At 58.4% G+C, this 15,537-nt stretch carries 12 protein-coding genes; 7 read left to right on the top strand and 5 right to left on the bottom strand.

The window, feature by feature from the left end; genetic code table 11:
• The 5 genes from NBT82_RS19220 to NBT82_RS19200 all read left to right on the top strand — a co-directional run bounded on the left by NBT82_RS19220 (position 1) and on the right by NBT82_RS19200 (position 7,485).
• Complete coding sequence (locus NBT82_RS19220) at positions 1-426, top strand: chemotaxis protein CheW (protein ID WP_251331504.1); 426 nt, start codon at positions 1-3, stop codon at positions 424-426.
• Positions 423-2,228 (top strand): PAS domain S-box protein, encoded by a 1,806-nt coding sequence (locus NBT82_RS19215; RefSeq protein ID WP_251331503.1) that lies wholly within the window; start codon positions 423-425, stop codon positions 2,226-2,228. The genes NBT82_RS19220 and NBT82_RS19215 overlap by 4 nt, the downstream gene beginning before the upstream one ends.
• Before the next feature lie 95 nt (positions 2,229-2,323).
• Positions 2,324-3,841: an ATPase domain-containing protein gene (locus tag NBT82_RS19210; protein ID WP_251331502.1), complete on the top strand. Its 1,518-nt coding sequence runs from the start codon at positions 2,324-2,326 to the stop codon at positions 3,839-3,841.
• A 20-nt stretch (positions 3,842-3,861) separates the two neighbouring features.
• Entirely contained in the window at positions 3,862-6,060 is a 2,199-nt protein-coding gene (locus tag NBT82_RS19205) for a PAS domain S-box protein (protein WP_251331501.1), read from the top strand.
• Positions 6,061-6,063: 3 nt separating this feature from the next.
• On the top strand, positions 6,064-7,485 hold the full coding sequence (locus NBT82_RS19200) for a PAS domain S-box protein (protein WP_251331500.1): 1,422 nt from the start codon (positions 6,064-6,066) through the stop codon (positions 7,483-7,485).
• An 81-nt stretch (positions 7,486-7,566) separates the two neighbouring features.
• Here NBT82_RS19200 and NBT82_RS19195 read toward each other — a convergent pair whose 3' ends face one another.
• From NBT82_RS19195 to NBT82_RS19175, 5 genes are all read right to left on the bottom strand, one after another.
• Positions 7,567-8,064, bottom strand: a complete 498-nt coding sequence (locus NBT82_RS19195; protein WP_251331499.1) for a PIN domain-containing protein — start codon at positions 8,062-8,064, stop codon at positions 7,567-7,569.
• 3 nt (positions 8,065-8,067) lie between these two features.
• Positions 8,068-8,436: a DUF7317 family protein gene (locus NBT82_RS19190; protein ID WP_049934546.1), complete on the bottom strand. Its 369-nt coding sequence runs from the start codon at positions 8,434-8,436 to the stop codon at positions 8,068-8,070.
• A gap of 130 nt (positions 8,437-8,566) precedes the next feature.
• A complete protein-coding gene (locus tag NBT82_RS19185; RefSeq protein ID WP_049934543.1) occupies positions 8,567-8,989 on the bottom strand; it encodes a PIN domain-containing protein in 423 nt (140 codons plus the stop codon).
• Positions 8,986-9,288 (bottom strand): AbrB/MazE/SpoVT family DNA-binding domain-containing protein, encoded by a 303-nt coding sequence (locus NBT82_RS19180; protein ID WP_251331498.1) that lies wholly within the window; start codon positions 9,286-9,288, stop codon positions 8,986-8,988. The genes NBT82_RS19185 and NBT82_RS19180 overlap by 4 nt, the downstream gene beginning before the upstream one ends.
• 307 nt (positions 9,289-9,595) lie before the next feature.
• Positions 9,596-11,272, bottom strand: a complete 1,677-nt coding sequence (locus tag NBT82_RS19175) for a transposase (RefSeq protein WP_251331584.1) — start codon at positions 11,270-11,272, stop codon at positions 9,596-9,598.
• Between the two features lie 1,065 nt (positions 11,273-12,337).
• On the opposite strand from NBT82_RS19175, the gene NBT82_RS19170 reads away from it, so the two are divergent.
• Both NBT82_RS19170 and NBT82_RS19165 read left to right on the top strand, forming a co-directional pair.
• Positions 12,338-14,254: a beta-CASP ribonuclease aCPSF1 gene (locus NBT82_RS19170; protein ID WP_251331583.1), complete on the top strand. Its 1,917-nt coding sequence runs from the start codon at positions 12,338-12,340 to the stop codon at positions 14,252-14,254.
• Positions 14,255-14,742: 488 nt separating this feature from the next.
• A complete protein-coding gene (locus NBT82_RS19165) occupies positions 14,743-15,432 on the top strand; it encodes a DUF7504 family protein (protein WP_251331582.1) in 690 nt (229 codons plus the stop codon).
• Positions 15,433-15,537: the final 105 nt, after the last annotated feature.

Below are 15,537 nucleotides of genomic sequence, written 5' to 3'. Positions count from 1 at the left end.
ATGGGATCACACCAGGTCCTTGAGTTCACGCTCGGGGAGGAACAGTACTGCATCGATATCGAGTACGTCACCGAGGTCGTGAGTCGCTCGAAAAAAGACGTGACTTCGATCCCGGATTCGCCCCCGCACGTCGAAGGGGCGATCGATCTCCGAGGTGAGACGACGAGAGTCATCGATCCGAGTGCCAGGCTCTTGTCAGATAGCCACGAAGAGAATGGGATCAGCCAGGACAGGATGATCGTCTTCGATACCGAAATGACGACGGGCGAGCGTTCCGGCTGGGCGGTAACGGACGTGCGCCGGATCCTGACGATCGATCCTGACTCTGTCGAAGCAGTCGATGAGGAGATGGTCAACGGCCTCATCGCCCGGGAGGATGGACACATCGTCTGGATCGATCCGGAAACTATCTCGGCTGAAACATGAGTGAGGCAAGGGCCCTGACTGAGACGGAGGAAATGATGGAGGTTCTTCACGTCGATGACGAACCCGATTTCGCCGACCTCACCGCGATGTTTCTCGAGCGAGAGGACCACCAGTTCACTGTCGAGACAGCGACGACCGCCGACAGTGGGTTAGAGAGGATAGATGATCGTCGGCCCGATTGTGTTGTCTCGGATTACAACATGCCCGGCATGAACGGGTTCGAGTTCTTGCAGGCTGTCCGAGAGCGGTATCCCGACCTGCCATTCATCCTGTTTACCGGCAAGGGAAGCGAGTCCATCGCCAGCGACGCCATCTCTGCCGGCGTTACCGACTATCTCCAGAAGGGCTCCGGCACCGAGCGGTACGAACTCTTGGCCAACCGGATCCGCAATGCCGTCCAGGCACGACGCGAGGCACAGCGGGTCGACAGACAGCGACAACTGACCCGGCTGACGGAGTTTGCCGGCGACACCGGTGGATGGGAACTGGACAGAGAGAGCGGGACTGTCCTGCTGACGGCTGGCACCCGGCGAATTATCGGTCACCCTGACCAGGCCGAAATCTCTCTGGAGGAGGCGATAGCACTGTTCCATCCGGACGACCGCGAAGACATTCAGCAAACACTCACCAGGGCCTTCGAGACGGGCGAGGAACTGCACAACACGTGGCGACTTCAGCCAGGGGACGGCGACGAGCGTCTGATCGAGATGACGATAACTCCGGTCGTAGAATCCGGTGGGAAGGTAACGAAACTCCGTGGAGCTGGTCACGATATCACCGACCGCAAGGAGCGTCGGCAGGAACTCGAAAAGCACGAGACGATCATCGAGGCGTTGACCGACGCCGTGTACGTGCTCGACGAGGAGGGGCGATTCACATATGTCAGCGACGAACTCGTCGAGTTGGTCGGCTACGACCGGAAAACCATTCTCGGAAGCACGCCGTCACTCATCAAGGACGAGGATGCCGTCGAACGGGCAGAACACCACTTGGGTCGGTTGCTGTCGAGTGACGGCCCGGAGACGGTACAATTCGAAGTGACGATCCAGCCATGTGACGGCGACCCGATCGTCTGTGAGGATCACATGGGTGTCCTTCCCTACGAAGGTGACGAGTTCGACGGGTCAGTCGGGACACTCCGAGATATCACAGAGCGCAAAGAGCGTGCACGGAAACTTGAACGGCAAAACGCCCGTCTCAAAGATTTCGTAGGCATCGTCAGCCACGATCTCCGAAATCCGCTCATGACTGCCCAGGGCCGCCTCGAACTGGCACAGGCCGATTGTGACTCCCCTCACCTCGATGAAGTGGGTGACGCGGTCGATCGCTGTCAGGCGCTCATCGATGATCTATTGGCACTTGCCCAGAGTGGGAACGCAGTCGGAACGACGGAACCGGTCACCCTGTCGGAACTGGCCGAGGAGTGTTGGCAGACGACGCCGAGTGCGGACGCAACGCTCGCTGTCGAAACAGACCAGACGATATCGGCTGACCGGAGCCGACTTCAGCAGTTGTTCGAGAATCTCTTTAGAAACGCCGTCAACCACGGAGGCGGTGAGATAACGGTGACCGTCGGGGAGATAGCTGACGGGTTCTACGTCGCGGACGATGGAGCGGGAATCCCCGACGAAGAACGCGACGATATTTTCGAGGCCGGCTATTCGACCGCTGACGATGGCACTGGATTCGGTCTCGCAATCGTCAAGGAGATCGTGGAGGCACACGGCTGGGAAATCCGCGTGACTGACAGCCAGACAGGCGGCGTCCGCTTCGAGATTATCAGCGTCGAAACCGCACATTGAGCGAACCCATTTTTTAGACACCTTCTCCGCCGAATCCCGTTATCTAGACTGTCGTCTTATCTCCCTCGGGGCCGGTTGGCAAAACATGATACACGATGTCGGATCACTCTCGCGATGCGGCGACCGAAGAAATCAAGCTGGTGGCGTCGGGTATCCCCGAGCTGGACGAACTGCTCAACGGAGGGTATATCCGGGGCCGTACGTACCTCGTCCAGGGCGCCTCAGGAACGGGGAAGTCCCTGCTCGGCCAGCACTTCCTACGAGCGGGACTCGATGCCGACGAGACAGTCGTCTACATCCACGGCGAAGAGTCCAGACACGACATTCTCGTCAACGCAGCACGGCTCGATGTCGACATTCGGGACGCCGAGTTTTTAGACATCGGGCCCGGAACGGACTTTTTCGCCGAGGACAAGTCATACAACCTAGTCGAGGCGACCGAAGTCGAATCCGAGCAATTCACGCAGGATATCAAACACGTAATCGAGGAGGTCGACCCGGCCCGGATTCTCATCGACCCGATCACACAACTCCAGTACGTCGAACGGGACGAATACCAGTACCGGAAGCGCTTGCAATCGCTCATCCGCTTTCTCCGGGACCGGCAGGTGACGACAGTCGCAACGCGAACACTCGACAGGGAACGGACTCGCGAGAGCACGCACGACGATTTCGAATCGCTCAGCGACGGCGTCATCAACCTGTACCTCGATGAGCATGAACGCCGGATCGCGGTCCCGAAACACCGTGGCCTCGGACAGGTCGACGGCACCCACGGACTCGAAATCCGCGAGCACGGGATCGAAGTCTACCCACAGACCATCCCGGAACACGACAACCGAACGTTCGATCCGGAACTCGTTTCTACCGGACACGCATCCCTCGACGGTCTCCTCGGTGGCGGAATCGAACGCGGGACCGTTTCGTTTATCAGCGGTCCGACCGGCATCGGCAAATCGACCACCGGCGCACAGATACTTTCGGGCATCGTCGAAGACGGTGGGACAGCGCTCGGATACCTCTTCGAGGAGTCGATCGACCAGTTCGTCCATCGCTCGGAAACCCTCGGACTCCCGATCTCGGAGATGCGGACGCAGGGATCACTGGGGCTGACAGAGACCGAACCGCTCGTGCGTTCCGCCGAGGAGTTCGATCAGCACGTCCTCGACCAGGTCGACGAGCACGCACCGGACGCGGTGTTCATCGACGGGCTCTCGGGCTACAAGATCTCACTCCAGGGCAGCGATCAGCGACTCGTTCGCCGGCTGCACGGTCTCACCCGGATACTCAAAAATCGCGGTATCGCGGTCATCGTCACGGACGAGGCGGACCGTCTCACCGGCATCCCGGAAGCCACGAGTACGAACACCAGCTACATCGCGGACAACATCGTGTTTCTCACTTATGTGGAGGTCGACGGCGAACTGGACCGAGCGATCGGCGTTGTAAAAAAACGGCTCGGGGATTTCGACAGCCGGTTCCAGCGGTTTGCTATCGAGTCCGGCGAGGGGCTGGTTATCGAAGGACCGTTCGATACCGTTCGGGGGATCATGCAGGGTAGTTCAACGCATCGCATTCCAGACGAGTACCACCAGACAACCGACCAATCATGACCGACCGGTCGAGTCGCGAAGTGAGTGAGCGACACACGGTACAACTCTTTATTCACGGGGACAACGACCGGGAAGCGCTCGAAGAATTCCTCGACGACCGATACGACGTCATCGTCGATGACACCCTCCAGCCCGTCGATTGTTATCTCGTTGGTGAACAGATGGTACCGACGTACCGCGAGGCGTTACGCGAGCACAAAAAAGAGGCCCATCCGACCTTCACGCCCGTACTGTTGATCCAACAGGAAGGGTCAAGGGGAACGGTCCCGCTGCCGTCAGAGCAGAACGGCGACGGCCCACCGCTCATTGACGAAGTGGTGGCTGCACCCGTCGACCGGACGACCCTGTTTCGTCGTGTGGGGAATTTGTTGGCGAGGCGTGAGCAGTCGGTGGAGTTGTCCACGCGCTACGAGGACGTGCAGATTCGATTTCAGCGGCTGTTCGATTCGACGAACGACGCGATCTTCGTTGTTGCTCCATCTGGCGACGAGATCACCGAGTGTAATCCGGCAGCGTGTGACCTCGTGGGATATTCGCGCGACGAATTGCTCTCTGTATCCCCGACTGAGACGATCCACGCCGACGATCGAGAGCGGTTTCGGTCCTTTCTCCAGCAGGTACAGGAGGCGGGGCAGGGATCGACCGACGACCTCACGTGTCAGACGAAGGAAGGAGAAACGCGACAGTTGGAGGTGTCGGCCGCGACGCTCGAGGATTCCGACCAGTCACCGGTAATCCTCTCTGCACGCGACGTGACAGACCGGAAAGCGTACGCACGAGAGCTCGAACTGAAGTCCCAGGCGATGGACAAAGCGCCCGTCGGGATCACCATTACTGATCCCGATCAAGAAGATAACCCGATGATCTACGTAAACGAGGGATTCGAAGCGCTGACGGGGTATTCTGAATCGGAATCGCTCGGGCGCAACTGTCGGTTTCTCCAGGGTGAGGCGACTCGAGAGGAACCCGTCGCCGAAATGCGCACGGCAGTTGAGAAGGACGAACCGGTGTCCGTGGAACTCCGGAACTACCGGAAGGACGGCAGTCAGTTCTGGAACCGCGTCAGTATCGCGCCGGTGAGAGACGACGCCGGAACCGTCGAGAACTACGTCGGGTTCCAGGAGGACGTCTCCGAGCGCAAAGAGCGCGAAATGGACTTACAGCTGTTCAAAAAAGCCGTCGAGAACGCAGGACATGCGGTCTTCATCACTGACAGGGAAGGAACTATCGAGTACGTGAATCCGAAATTCGAAGCCCGAACCGGCTATACTCGTGAGGAAGCCGTCGGTCGAACCCCCCGCATCATCAAATCAGGCAAACAGGACGAGGAGTTCTACGATCGGATGTGGCAGACGATCCTTTCGGGCGAGCAGTGGAATGCAAGTCTCATCAATCAGCGCAAAAACGGGGAGCTGTATCACGTCGACCAGACGATCTCGCCCATAGCGAACGACGACGGAGAGATCACGCACTTCGTCACGATCGAGTCCGACGTGACGAATCGTCGGTTGCGCAAACAGCAACTCGACGTGCTCAATCGCGTCTTGCGCCACAACCTCAAGAACGGGATGAACGTGATTCAGGGCCGGGCCGAACTACTCCGCGAATCGCTGGGCGATGACGAATCGCAGGCGCACGTGCGGGCGATCGAAAGACGATCGGATGCCATGGAGTCGCTGGGTGACAAAGCCGAAACTGTGCGCTCATTGTTCGAAAAAGAAGTATCAGCTGAGACTGCTACCAATGTGACGGAGTTAGTTAGCGATATCGCCACCACCGTTTCTGAAGAGTATTCGACCGCTTCATTCGATCTTGATGGTTCTGACCCACTCTACGTTCGAGCAGATAGCCGGTTGAAGCTGGCAGTGAAGGAACTGCTGGATAATGCTGTCGTCCACAACGACCAACCCGAACCCGAGGTGACGGTCACCACCAGACCGTCCAGGGAAAAGCAGTCTGAACGGTGGATCGACATCGAAATTGTGGATGACGGACCGGGCATTCCGGATCAAGAACTGGAGACGATCAAACAGGGCGAGGAAACGCCGCTCCAGCACGGCATCGGACTCGGGCTCTGGATCGTCTACTGGACTGTCTCGCTGTACGGTGGCGAAGTCACATTCGTGGATAACTCACCGCGTGGAACAGGCGTCGTATTGAGCCTTCCCCGGGTGTCTGCCGACTCATCCGTTCGGGGAACACCCGTCGAACACCACTGACCAATGGAAGACACTGAGACTTCGGACACACGGATCGAGAATCAGGCGGATCGGTATCGGATGCTCGTCGAAGAGTCGAGCGACGTCGCCACGATCATCGACACTGACGGAACGATGACATACGTGAGCCCCGCGGTCACCCGAGTGCTCGGCTACGATCCCGAGGAATTAGCCGGGAACTCTGGCTACGAATACGTCCATCCCGACGACCGGGAGAAAAACGCCGAGGCGGTCGAAGCTGTTCTTGAGACCCCGGACGAACCCCGGACCGTCGAAGTCCGATTCAAACACGCCGACGGGTCGTGGTGCTGGATCGAGGCTACGATGCGGAATCGACTCGAAGACGATGTCATCGACGGTATTCTACTCAACAGCCGGGAGATTACTGAGCGGAAAGAACAGGAACGCGAACTCCGCAAACTGGCTGAAGAGTACGAGGCCCTCCTCAACAATGCAGAGGATGCGATTTTCTTCGTTGATGTCAACGTTTCAGACGACGACATTACGTTCGAGTTCGACCGTCTCAGTCCGGCATACGAGCAACAAACCGGTCTCACGACCGAAGAGGTGCGGGGAGAAACACCTCCCGATGTATTTGGTGAGCAAGCGGGAGCCGAACTCGAAGCGAACTATCACCGGTGTGTCAAGGCTCGTGAGCCGATCTCGTATCAGGAAGAGTTAGAAATCGATGAGGAGGCACGCATCTGGCAGACGAATCTCGCGCCGGTACTCACTGACGGCGACGTAACCCGTCTCGTGGGAATCACCCGGAACGTCACCGACCGCGTCGAACGGGAACGACAGCTTCGCCGTCAAAAAGAGCGTCTCGACGAGTTTGCGAGTGTTATCTCCCACGACCTGCGCAATCCGCTCAACGTCGCACAGGGCCGCGCAACAATCCTCGACGAACAAACGGAGAGCGAACACCTCGATCCACTCCTGCGGGCGCTCGACCGGATGGAGGCGATCATCGCGGACACGTTGACGCTCGCTCGGCAGGGCGAGACGATAGACGAAACGGAGTCGGTCAGTCTGACCGATCTCGTCGGGAAGTGCTGGGGAACGGTAGACACAGACGCGGCGACCCTCGAAATAACTGATAAGATGACCTTCCAGGGCGATCGCGACCGATTACGGCACGTGTTCGAGAATCTGTTCCGAAACGCTATCGAACACGGTGGCACGGACGTGACCGTTCGTGTCGGACGTGTCGATGAGGACACTATCTACGTCGAAGACGATGGGTCTGGGATCCCCGCAGATCGGCGCGAGGAGATTTTCGAACCGGGCCATTCCTCGACGAGTGGCGGCACCGGATTCGGACTAACCATCGTGAAGCGGATCGTAGAAGCTCACGGGTGGACGGTGTCTATGACAGACGGGTCTGAGGGCGGGGCGCGGTTCGAACTCGTGATGTCACAATAGGAGGGATGGCCAGTACTCAGGCACGCCCTGTCGTCCATGCATTAAGACGGCATCCGCTATGGAGGGAGCGGTATGCGTATCTCACCGATATTCCGAAATCGACTGGTATGGCACGTAGTACCCCATTTCATCGATCCATGTCGACAGCCACTCATCGGCAGTTGGCTCATCAATCTTTCCAGCATCGATCGCAGCCAACAGCACCCCGACCGACCCGACAACGGTCACGCCTCGATCTTTCGCAAACGATCGGGCATCCCCGTCGTCGGTCAGTAGACGACCGTCCGCAGCATCTACCAAAGCAAATGCCTGTGCTTCACCAGGATCGAGATGGTCACTGACAACCGCCTCTCTGTTTGCGACGGTGTCCGAAATCGTCGCGACGGGAATCTCGTCGTCGAGTGTATCGAGTGCCGACTGAAGATATGGATGGTCATCAACGCCGTGTTCAAGCTCCTCACGGACGACCGGTACCGTACAGATTCCAGAGAGGTCAGCAACAACCCACAGCTGGTCGATATAGGCGAAATTCGAGAGGACAGTCGTGTTCAGGACGCTCCGGTTCGCTGGAATCGTCATCTGTCATTTAGCACGTGGCTCCTCATCAGACGAGTCCTCATCACCGAAGTCGAGTTCGCTCGCTGCCTCTACTTCGTAGGCTGCGTCGTCTTCGTCAACGAGTCCGAGGCGGAGCTCAACACCGTGCTCACGGAGGAGATCCCGCATCGTCCACCGATCGACATCAGCGAGTCTCGCAGCATCACCGAGTGTGATCCGCTCGCGTTCGTAGAGGGCGACCGCAGCTGCAACGCGCTCGCTTTCGTGGTCCTCGAAGTATTCACGCACGAACTCTCGCAACGCATCGCTTTTGCCACTAAACACACCAGCCTCGACAGCGCCCTCAATGAGGAGGTCGAGATCATCTGGGTAGGAGCCGGTGATTCGAGCCATCGTTCTATCCCAGACTACATCTTCATACTATTTATGAACTACGTCAGACTGCCATATTCACTGAGAAAGTCAGTCTCATCTTCTGTTTCTGGTGGGGTCGGGGAGCCTCAGGATCGACGTCTTCAGTCATCTATGCGGAGCCGTCACGGAACCGCTCTAATGGGACTTCGGAGACTTCGTCATAGTCGTCGTCACCGCCGACCAGGAGCGTCGCCTCGACCTCTTCAGCGGTCGCCAGTGCAAAGGAGTCACCGAGCGCCGGGTTGTACCGAAGGATGTACTCTGAGGCCTCCTGCCAGGAGTCACCGACCGCCATGGTCTCGATTCCGAGATCGGTGAGCCAGTCGAGATACTCGTCAGCGGTGGTCCGGTCGTACTTCCGGGCGATAGTATAGCGGATTTCGGCGAGGTTCACGCAGCTGGCGTAGCCGGCGGTGTCCTCGACGGCGACTGCGTCGAGATACTCCTCAACCACGTCGCTCCCGGGTTCATCATCAGCGTGTGCGATCAGCGGCTCAGCGTCAAAGACGACGCTGTCAGGGACCACCGTCACTCCTCCGAGGGGAACTGCGCGTCACGTTCCTCTCGATCCTGTTCGCGCTTCTCTTGGAGGATCTCGGTCGCGGGCCTGTCGGTGGACGCTTCGCTGCGGGCGGCAAAGCCGCGCATCTCACTCGGCGAGCGGACGTGTTCGACGATCACCTCGCCGCCCTCGGTCTCCCGGAACAGCACCTTTCCGGGAGCCTCGATCCCGAGCTTCTCGCGGAACCGCTTCGGAATGGTCGCCTGACCGTGCTTGGTGACAGCAACGACTTCCTTCTCAGAGTTATCCAAGCGTTCTGACTTACTCATTATTCATAGTATTGGTTTTATTCATAGGTAAGTCTTTCCCCGCCTCACTAATCCGTGGACGTACCGAAAGACGAGCCATATGCATTGAGAAAACCAGTCTCAACTTCTGTTTCTGTCGGGAAGTTGAGACTACGGCGGGTTTAGCGGGGCTGTGATGCGTGAATTTGACCGATTCGGCCAGCGGAAACTGCTCCAGATGGCTTTCCAGGCGGCTATTCCTGTCACACACTCAATCATATGGGCAAATTTTCGAGACTTCCAGCAGCGTAGCCACTCAGCGGCACGCTAACCCGAATAGAGTTCCTCACTACCCGATTCCAGTTTCCTTCTTCAGCAGCGTCAGCGTGTTGTCCGCTGTAATCACCGGTGAGTGCTCATAATCGCCGGTCAACTCGACCTGAACGAGCAAATCGACTGCTCGCCAGATCGAGTACAGCAGGCAGGCGAATGCGAAGTAGAAGAATCGGAGCCCGAAATCCTTCGATGTCGTGGCAGCCATGAATCGCTTGATCGATCTGTAGCCGCTCTCGATTTCCCATCGGTAGCCGTACTCCGTGAGGTGACCACTCCCGCAATTCGTCAGGAACACCGAGTATTGCCGGTGATCGTCGTGCTCTGAGTCTTCTTTTCGACGATAGATCAGCGTCGTCTCGTGCCACTGGTTCTTGCCGAGGTGGAGCTTCCGGTCGGTTTCATACCGCTCCTGGTCACGCTGGAGCAATCGCTTCGCCTGAGCCTTCTCGCTGGTCTGCATTCGCTTGGGAACGACGTAGGAGAGCCCGCGCTGGCTGATCATCTCCAGAACGTGCTGGCTATCGAACTCTCGATCCATCAGGACATTATCGACGTGGACGAGCTCTTCAACCGAATTGAGCAAGTCTTCGACGATTTCCAGTCGAGTCTCCCCCTTTCGGACGGGGCGCGCGTCCAGCACGATAGGGACGGCATTGCCGACCAACTGGACCGTCGCCCACTGGTAGGCATACTCGTCGGTCTTCTCCTTCGTGCCGATAATCTCGTCTTCGTGCCCAGTCCTATCACCAGTGAAGGGATCAGCTTCGGTAATGTCGATTGCAACAATCCCAGCTCGGAAGAACTGCTTTGTCTCCGAAACTTCGTTCAGAAGCCTTCCGATGGCCTGTCGGTACATCTCTCGGATCTCCGCAATTGAGAGGTCACGAACTTGCTCGCGATGGGCGTGCCCTAACGGTGTCCGCTCACGAGTTGACTCGTAGGTGAAGCTCCGAGCGCCCTCGTTGGCCGCGAGGCGCTCACGAAGTCCGAGATACGTCTGCAGGTCCCAGTAGGCGTTCTCGTGAATCTCACAGCCCTCACCTCGATCCAGTGAGAATGCCGGGAAGACAACGCGACTGACGTGCCCCGTAATCGTTGCCGCTTCATCAAGGACAGCTTGATCGTGTGGGTCCGATTCGTTCTCTTCGTCACCGTAGGATGGAAGACGCTGTTCTGGTTCGCGTGGGACGGCAACACCCGCGTCCTGGGCTTTGATGAGGATGGTCCGCGCAGCTGTCTCGACTGTACTGCGAAGCTCGGCAGTGAACCGTTCGTGCCAACTGCGCCACAGCGTCGACTGGTTCGGGACACTTTCTAAGCCTAACTGCTCGCAGAGTACCGGGCGACACTCAAGATACTCGATCAGCGCTGTCTCGTGGTCCCACCCGTGGCATTCTTTCAAGATGAAGACGCGAAAGAGGGTATCCATCCCGTAGCGAGTTGACTCTGCGTACCGGTCGTGCGTGTCGAATCGGAAATACGCTAGCGGGAGTAGCCGGACGAAGTTCTTGACCGACCCGTGGCTGTCGTGTCTGAACCAGGTCTGCGAGACAATTCTGATATCCGATTCCAGCCCATCTAGCGAGCTTCGCTCGTACAGCGGCGTCGAATCGTACACTGGCCAATCAGCGTGTGGTCGGTCGGCGATCCGTCGAAAGACGGTTCTGCGAGACTCACGAGTTGCAGCCACTACGAGACACTGAACACGACTCGCTCAAAAACGCCGCTCTGTCGATGGGCTGTAATCGATGGACTCATCCTTCCTCGCTCACCGGCTGAAGGAACTCATCAACATCTCAATATGACTTCCGAACCCGTTCAACATCCTCTGTGACCACCTAGATTAGTACAAGCGGACTGGCGATGAGAAACACGTCGAAGTATTCGAGAAGATGACCAACTAGATGGAACGGCTTATTAAGGACTTTCTCCGTGTCGTCCAATAGAGACCGGTAGTCGAGTACTCCTAACCAACCGATTTTGTCAGTGTTCTCGAAATTACCAAGGGGGTGCTTCCCGTAACTACGATGCACCGATACGACTCGGTTCCGAAGGTAATGCCCGGCTTCGACCGACTGGTGCAGACGTACGAGGACCTACTCAGGTCCGCCTCGATTCTTCATTCGAAACACAGAGCATGAACTCATCACACAAAGGTATTCGATTCAAACGTCATTTCGGCCCGCGAGAAGTTATTAGCCAATTCTGATAGCTGAAAGAGCAAAAGCAGGTCCGGGCCGGGGAGCAACTCCCGGTGGACCTCCAAGCTGGTCGTTCCCACGTATGGCGTCCGTGGGGCCCACGGTGTGCCTGCGGATCGAATCACCGGTGGCGGTCTGTGCGTGCCCTCAGCCGCGATGGCCTCATCGGGCGATATCCCCGAATCTCGGCACACTCTTGCGGCTCCGAAAGGTTGTGACACCTTCTCGTATATCTTTGGAGCGCTTAATCGTTGGGATTTCTGCTCCCGACAGCTGATCTGGCGCCCCGAGAGAGGGGTCGGAAAAGGTTTATACTGCCCCTCGGGTAGTCTCAATCGAACGATTTCATCCGTTCGCACGCTGGAGAGTGCGCTGTATCGGTTTCCCCTATCTCGGCACCGCAAACGTATCGGAGGAGTACCGGTCAGCGTGCATGTCTCCCGTCACTCGAAAATATATGGTCATGGAGTCCACCCGTCGACCGCCATCCCGGTTGGGAGACGGCCGTATCCGTCGCACAGTATCCCGTTCACCGTTCGTACCCTCGCCAAAATATGAGTTCTGACGACGACAGCCCGTTGGATACCGTTCGCGCTCAGGTAGAGGCAGAGATTCCCGACGACCTGAACGTCTCACGAGTAACGTACGAAGGGCCAGAACTCGTCATCTATACCGAAACACCCCGAAAGTTCGCCGAGCGGGAGGGATTGATTGGGACGTTGGCGAGCACCGTTCGAAAGCGAATTACCGTCCGACCGGCCGCGGGAACGCAGGCGAGTCCGGCCGAAGCAAAGCCCCAAATTCTAGATCTCATCCCGGAGGATGCGGGCATCACGAACCTGCAGTTCTATCCGACGACGGGCGAGGTCCTGATCGAGGCGGAAAAACCCGGACTCGTCATCGGCCGTCGTGCGAGCACGCTTCGAGAGATCACGCAGAAAGTCGGATGGACTCTCGAAGTCCTCCGCACGCCGCCGATGGAGTCGTCGACGGTCGATAACGTCCGGAACTTCCTGATACAGGAGCGCGACGAGCGTCGTGAGTTTCTCGAACGCGTCGGCGATCAAATCCACCGCGAACCGACACACGACACCGAGTGGGTTCGCGTCACGACACTCGGCTGCTGTCGTGAGGTTGGCCGAGCGAGTTTCATCCTCAGTACCCCCGAAACGCGGATTCTCATCGACTGTGGTGACAAACCCGGAGCGGAAGGAGAGGTTCCGTACCTCCAGATTCCGGAGGCCAATCCGATCCCAGACCTCGACGCAGTCGTCCTGACTCACGCCCATCTCGACCACAGCGCCTTGCTCCCGCTCCTCTTCAAGTACGGATACGACGGGCCCGTGTACACGACCCAAGCTACTCGTGACCTGATGGGCCTGCTCCAACTCGACTATCTCGACGTTGCAGCCAAGGAAGGACGCACGCCGCCGTACGAGAGCGCGATGGTTCGCAAGGAACTCAAGCACACGATCACGGTCGACTACGGCAACGTCACCGACATCGCGCCGGACATCAAACTCACGTTCCACAACGCCGGCCACATCCTCGGAAGCGCCGTCGCACACTTCCACGTCGGTGAGGGCTTCCACAACGTCGTCTTCTCGGGCGACGTCCACTACACGGACACTCGACTGTTCAACGGGGCGTCGAACGACTTCCCGCGGGTCGAGACGCTCATCATGGAGTCGACCTACGGACGACGCAACGACTACCAAACCGACCAGGAAGACAGCGAGCGCAAGCTCATCCAGTTGATCAACGACACGTACGAGCAGGACGGCAAAGTCGTCATACCAGCGTTCGCCGTCGGTCGATCGCAGGAACTCATGCTCGTCCTCGAGGAAGCGATGCGAGAGGGGAGGCTCCCCACGATGCCGATCTATCTTGACGGCATGATTCGGGAGGCGACGGCGATTCATACGGCCTATCCCGAGTTCCTCCGAGACGGACTGCGACAGCGCATTCTGCACGACGACGAAAACCCGTTCCTCGCGGACCAATTCCAGCAGGTCGACGGCGGCCAGGAGATGCGAGAGGACATCGCCGGCGGCGAGCCCTGTATCATCCTCTCAACGTCCGGGATGGTGACGGGCGGCCCGATAATGTCGTGGTTGGAACTGCTTGGGGGTGACCCAAAGAACACGCTCGTCTTCGTCGGCTACCAGGCTCAGGGGACACTCGGACGGCGGATTCAGAGTGGCCGTCGGGAGATTCCGTTTAGCGATCTGGGGAGTCGCAGCGAACAGCTGACGCTACGCTTCGACGTGGAATCCGTCAGCGGTTTTTCGGGGCACGCGGATCGGAATGGACTCGAGAAGTTCGTGGAAACGATGCATCCCCGGCCGGAAGAGATCCTCTGTGTTCACGGAGACGAATCGTCGACGGACCAGCTCTCGTCCGGCCTGTACCAGAAATTCGACGTCCGAACGTACGCGCCGAAAAATATGGAAACGTTCCGATTCGATTGAGGTACCCGTGTATTAGGCACGAGGGGATCGAGCGTCCCACGGTCGATTGGTCACTCCTTGGGGCAGATCATGCGAAACCTATTTACTCCAGACGGGGCAATTCTGTTCGTACTAAGGGCTCCGTCCCGTCCTTTCTTCGCTCGCCCATCGGTTCGCCGCCACTGCGGGGGCGTCCATCGATGGCACTGCTCTGAGATGCGCCGTGCCGGATGCCGACCGTCGGCGGTGGCCTTGGGTCTCACCGACGGGACCGGGTACGACCCACGACACCATCCATGAACGAAACAGACATCCCCTGCGCGGACTGTGGCACGGAACTCGTTGAACAGACAGTACACGTACGGGACCTTCCAGTCTCGACAAACTGGCAAGGACCGGTTCGGATCGCTCACTGTCCAGCCTGTGAGGCCCGATACTACCCGGAGCAGACAGTATCCCAGCTTACGGAATCGGCGAGCAATCCTCGTCCGCGTGGGGAGAGCTGACTGATGGGCGAAAACGCCGACAGTGTCGTCGACAGAGAGGCCGTGCAGGTCGATCCGCTTCCGGAGAGCCTCAGTGGTGGATCGACGGTCCTCGTCGCCAGTGCCGGTGATCCATCCCAGTACGCCGTGAATCTCCGTATCCTCTGTGCGCAGGGGACGGCGGAGGATACGGCCTTCGTCGTCACGACGACGGAGAGTGCCGACCGGACCATCGAGATCTATGACTCCCTCGGTGTCGATTCGGAGCGACCGTCGCTCCGGATCGTCGACACGGTCTCCGTACAGCAGTCCGTCTCGGCGGTCTACGACGAGATTCCGGTCGTTTTCACGCCCTCGGCGAGTGACCTCGAACGGCTGGTGATGGCCCTCTCGAATCTCGTCGATACGACACCGCCGACGAGAGGGGCGCGTCACCTCGTCGTCCGCTCTCTCACACCGATTCTCGCAGCATCGTCCGTCGATCATCTGAGTACGGTGCTCGACCGAATCACTGGCCTTCGCTCGGAGACCGGACTCGCCCTCCTCGGGATCGACTACACCGCTCACGATGAAGCGACGATGACGGCGATTGCAGATCTGGTCGACGGCGTGCTCTGGGTTACCCAGCCCTCTCCGGACCGCCTCGCCTTCGACTATCAGCCGACTGGAAGTCGTCACGGCAAATTCGCTCCCGGCGGTGAGACGGGTGACTAAGGGCGACAGTGGCCTTCCACCGGAGTGGACCGAACGGCACGATGAAACACGGCATGGCGCCGCAGTAGTGGAGTATCAGCACGAAACAGCTGATGAAACGACATT

The organism is Haloplanus sp. HW8-1, assembly GCF_023703795.1.
Lineage (GTDB): Archaea > Halobacteriota > Halobacteria > Halobacteriales > Haloferacaceae > Haloplanus > Haloplanus pelagicus.
Note: the sequence above shows the minus strand (reverse complement) of the source record. Positions and strands in the feature narration are given on the sequence as shown.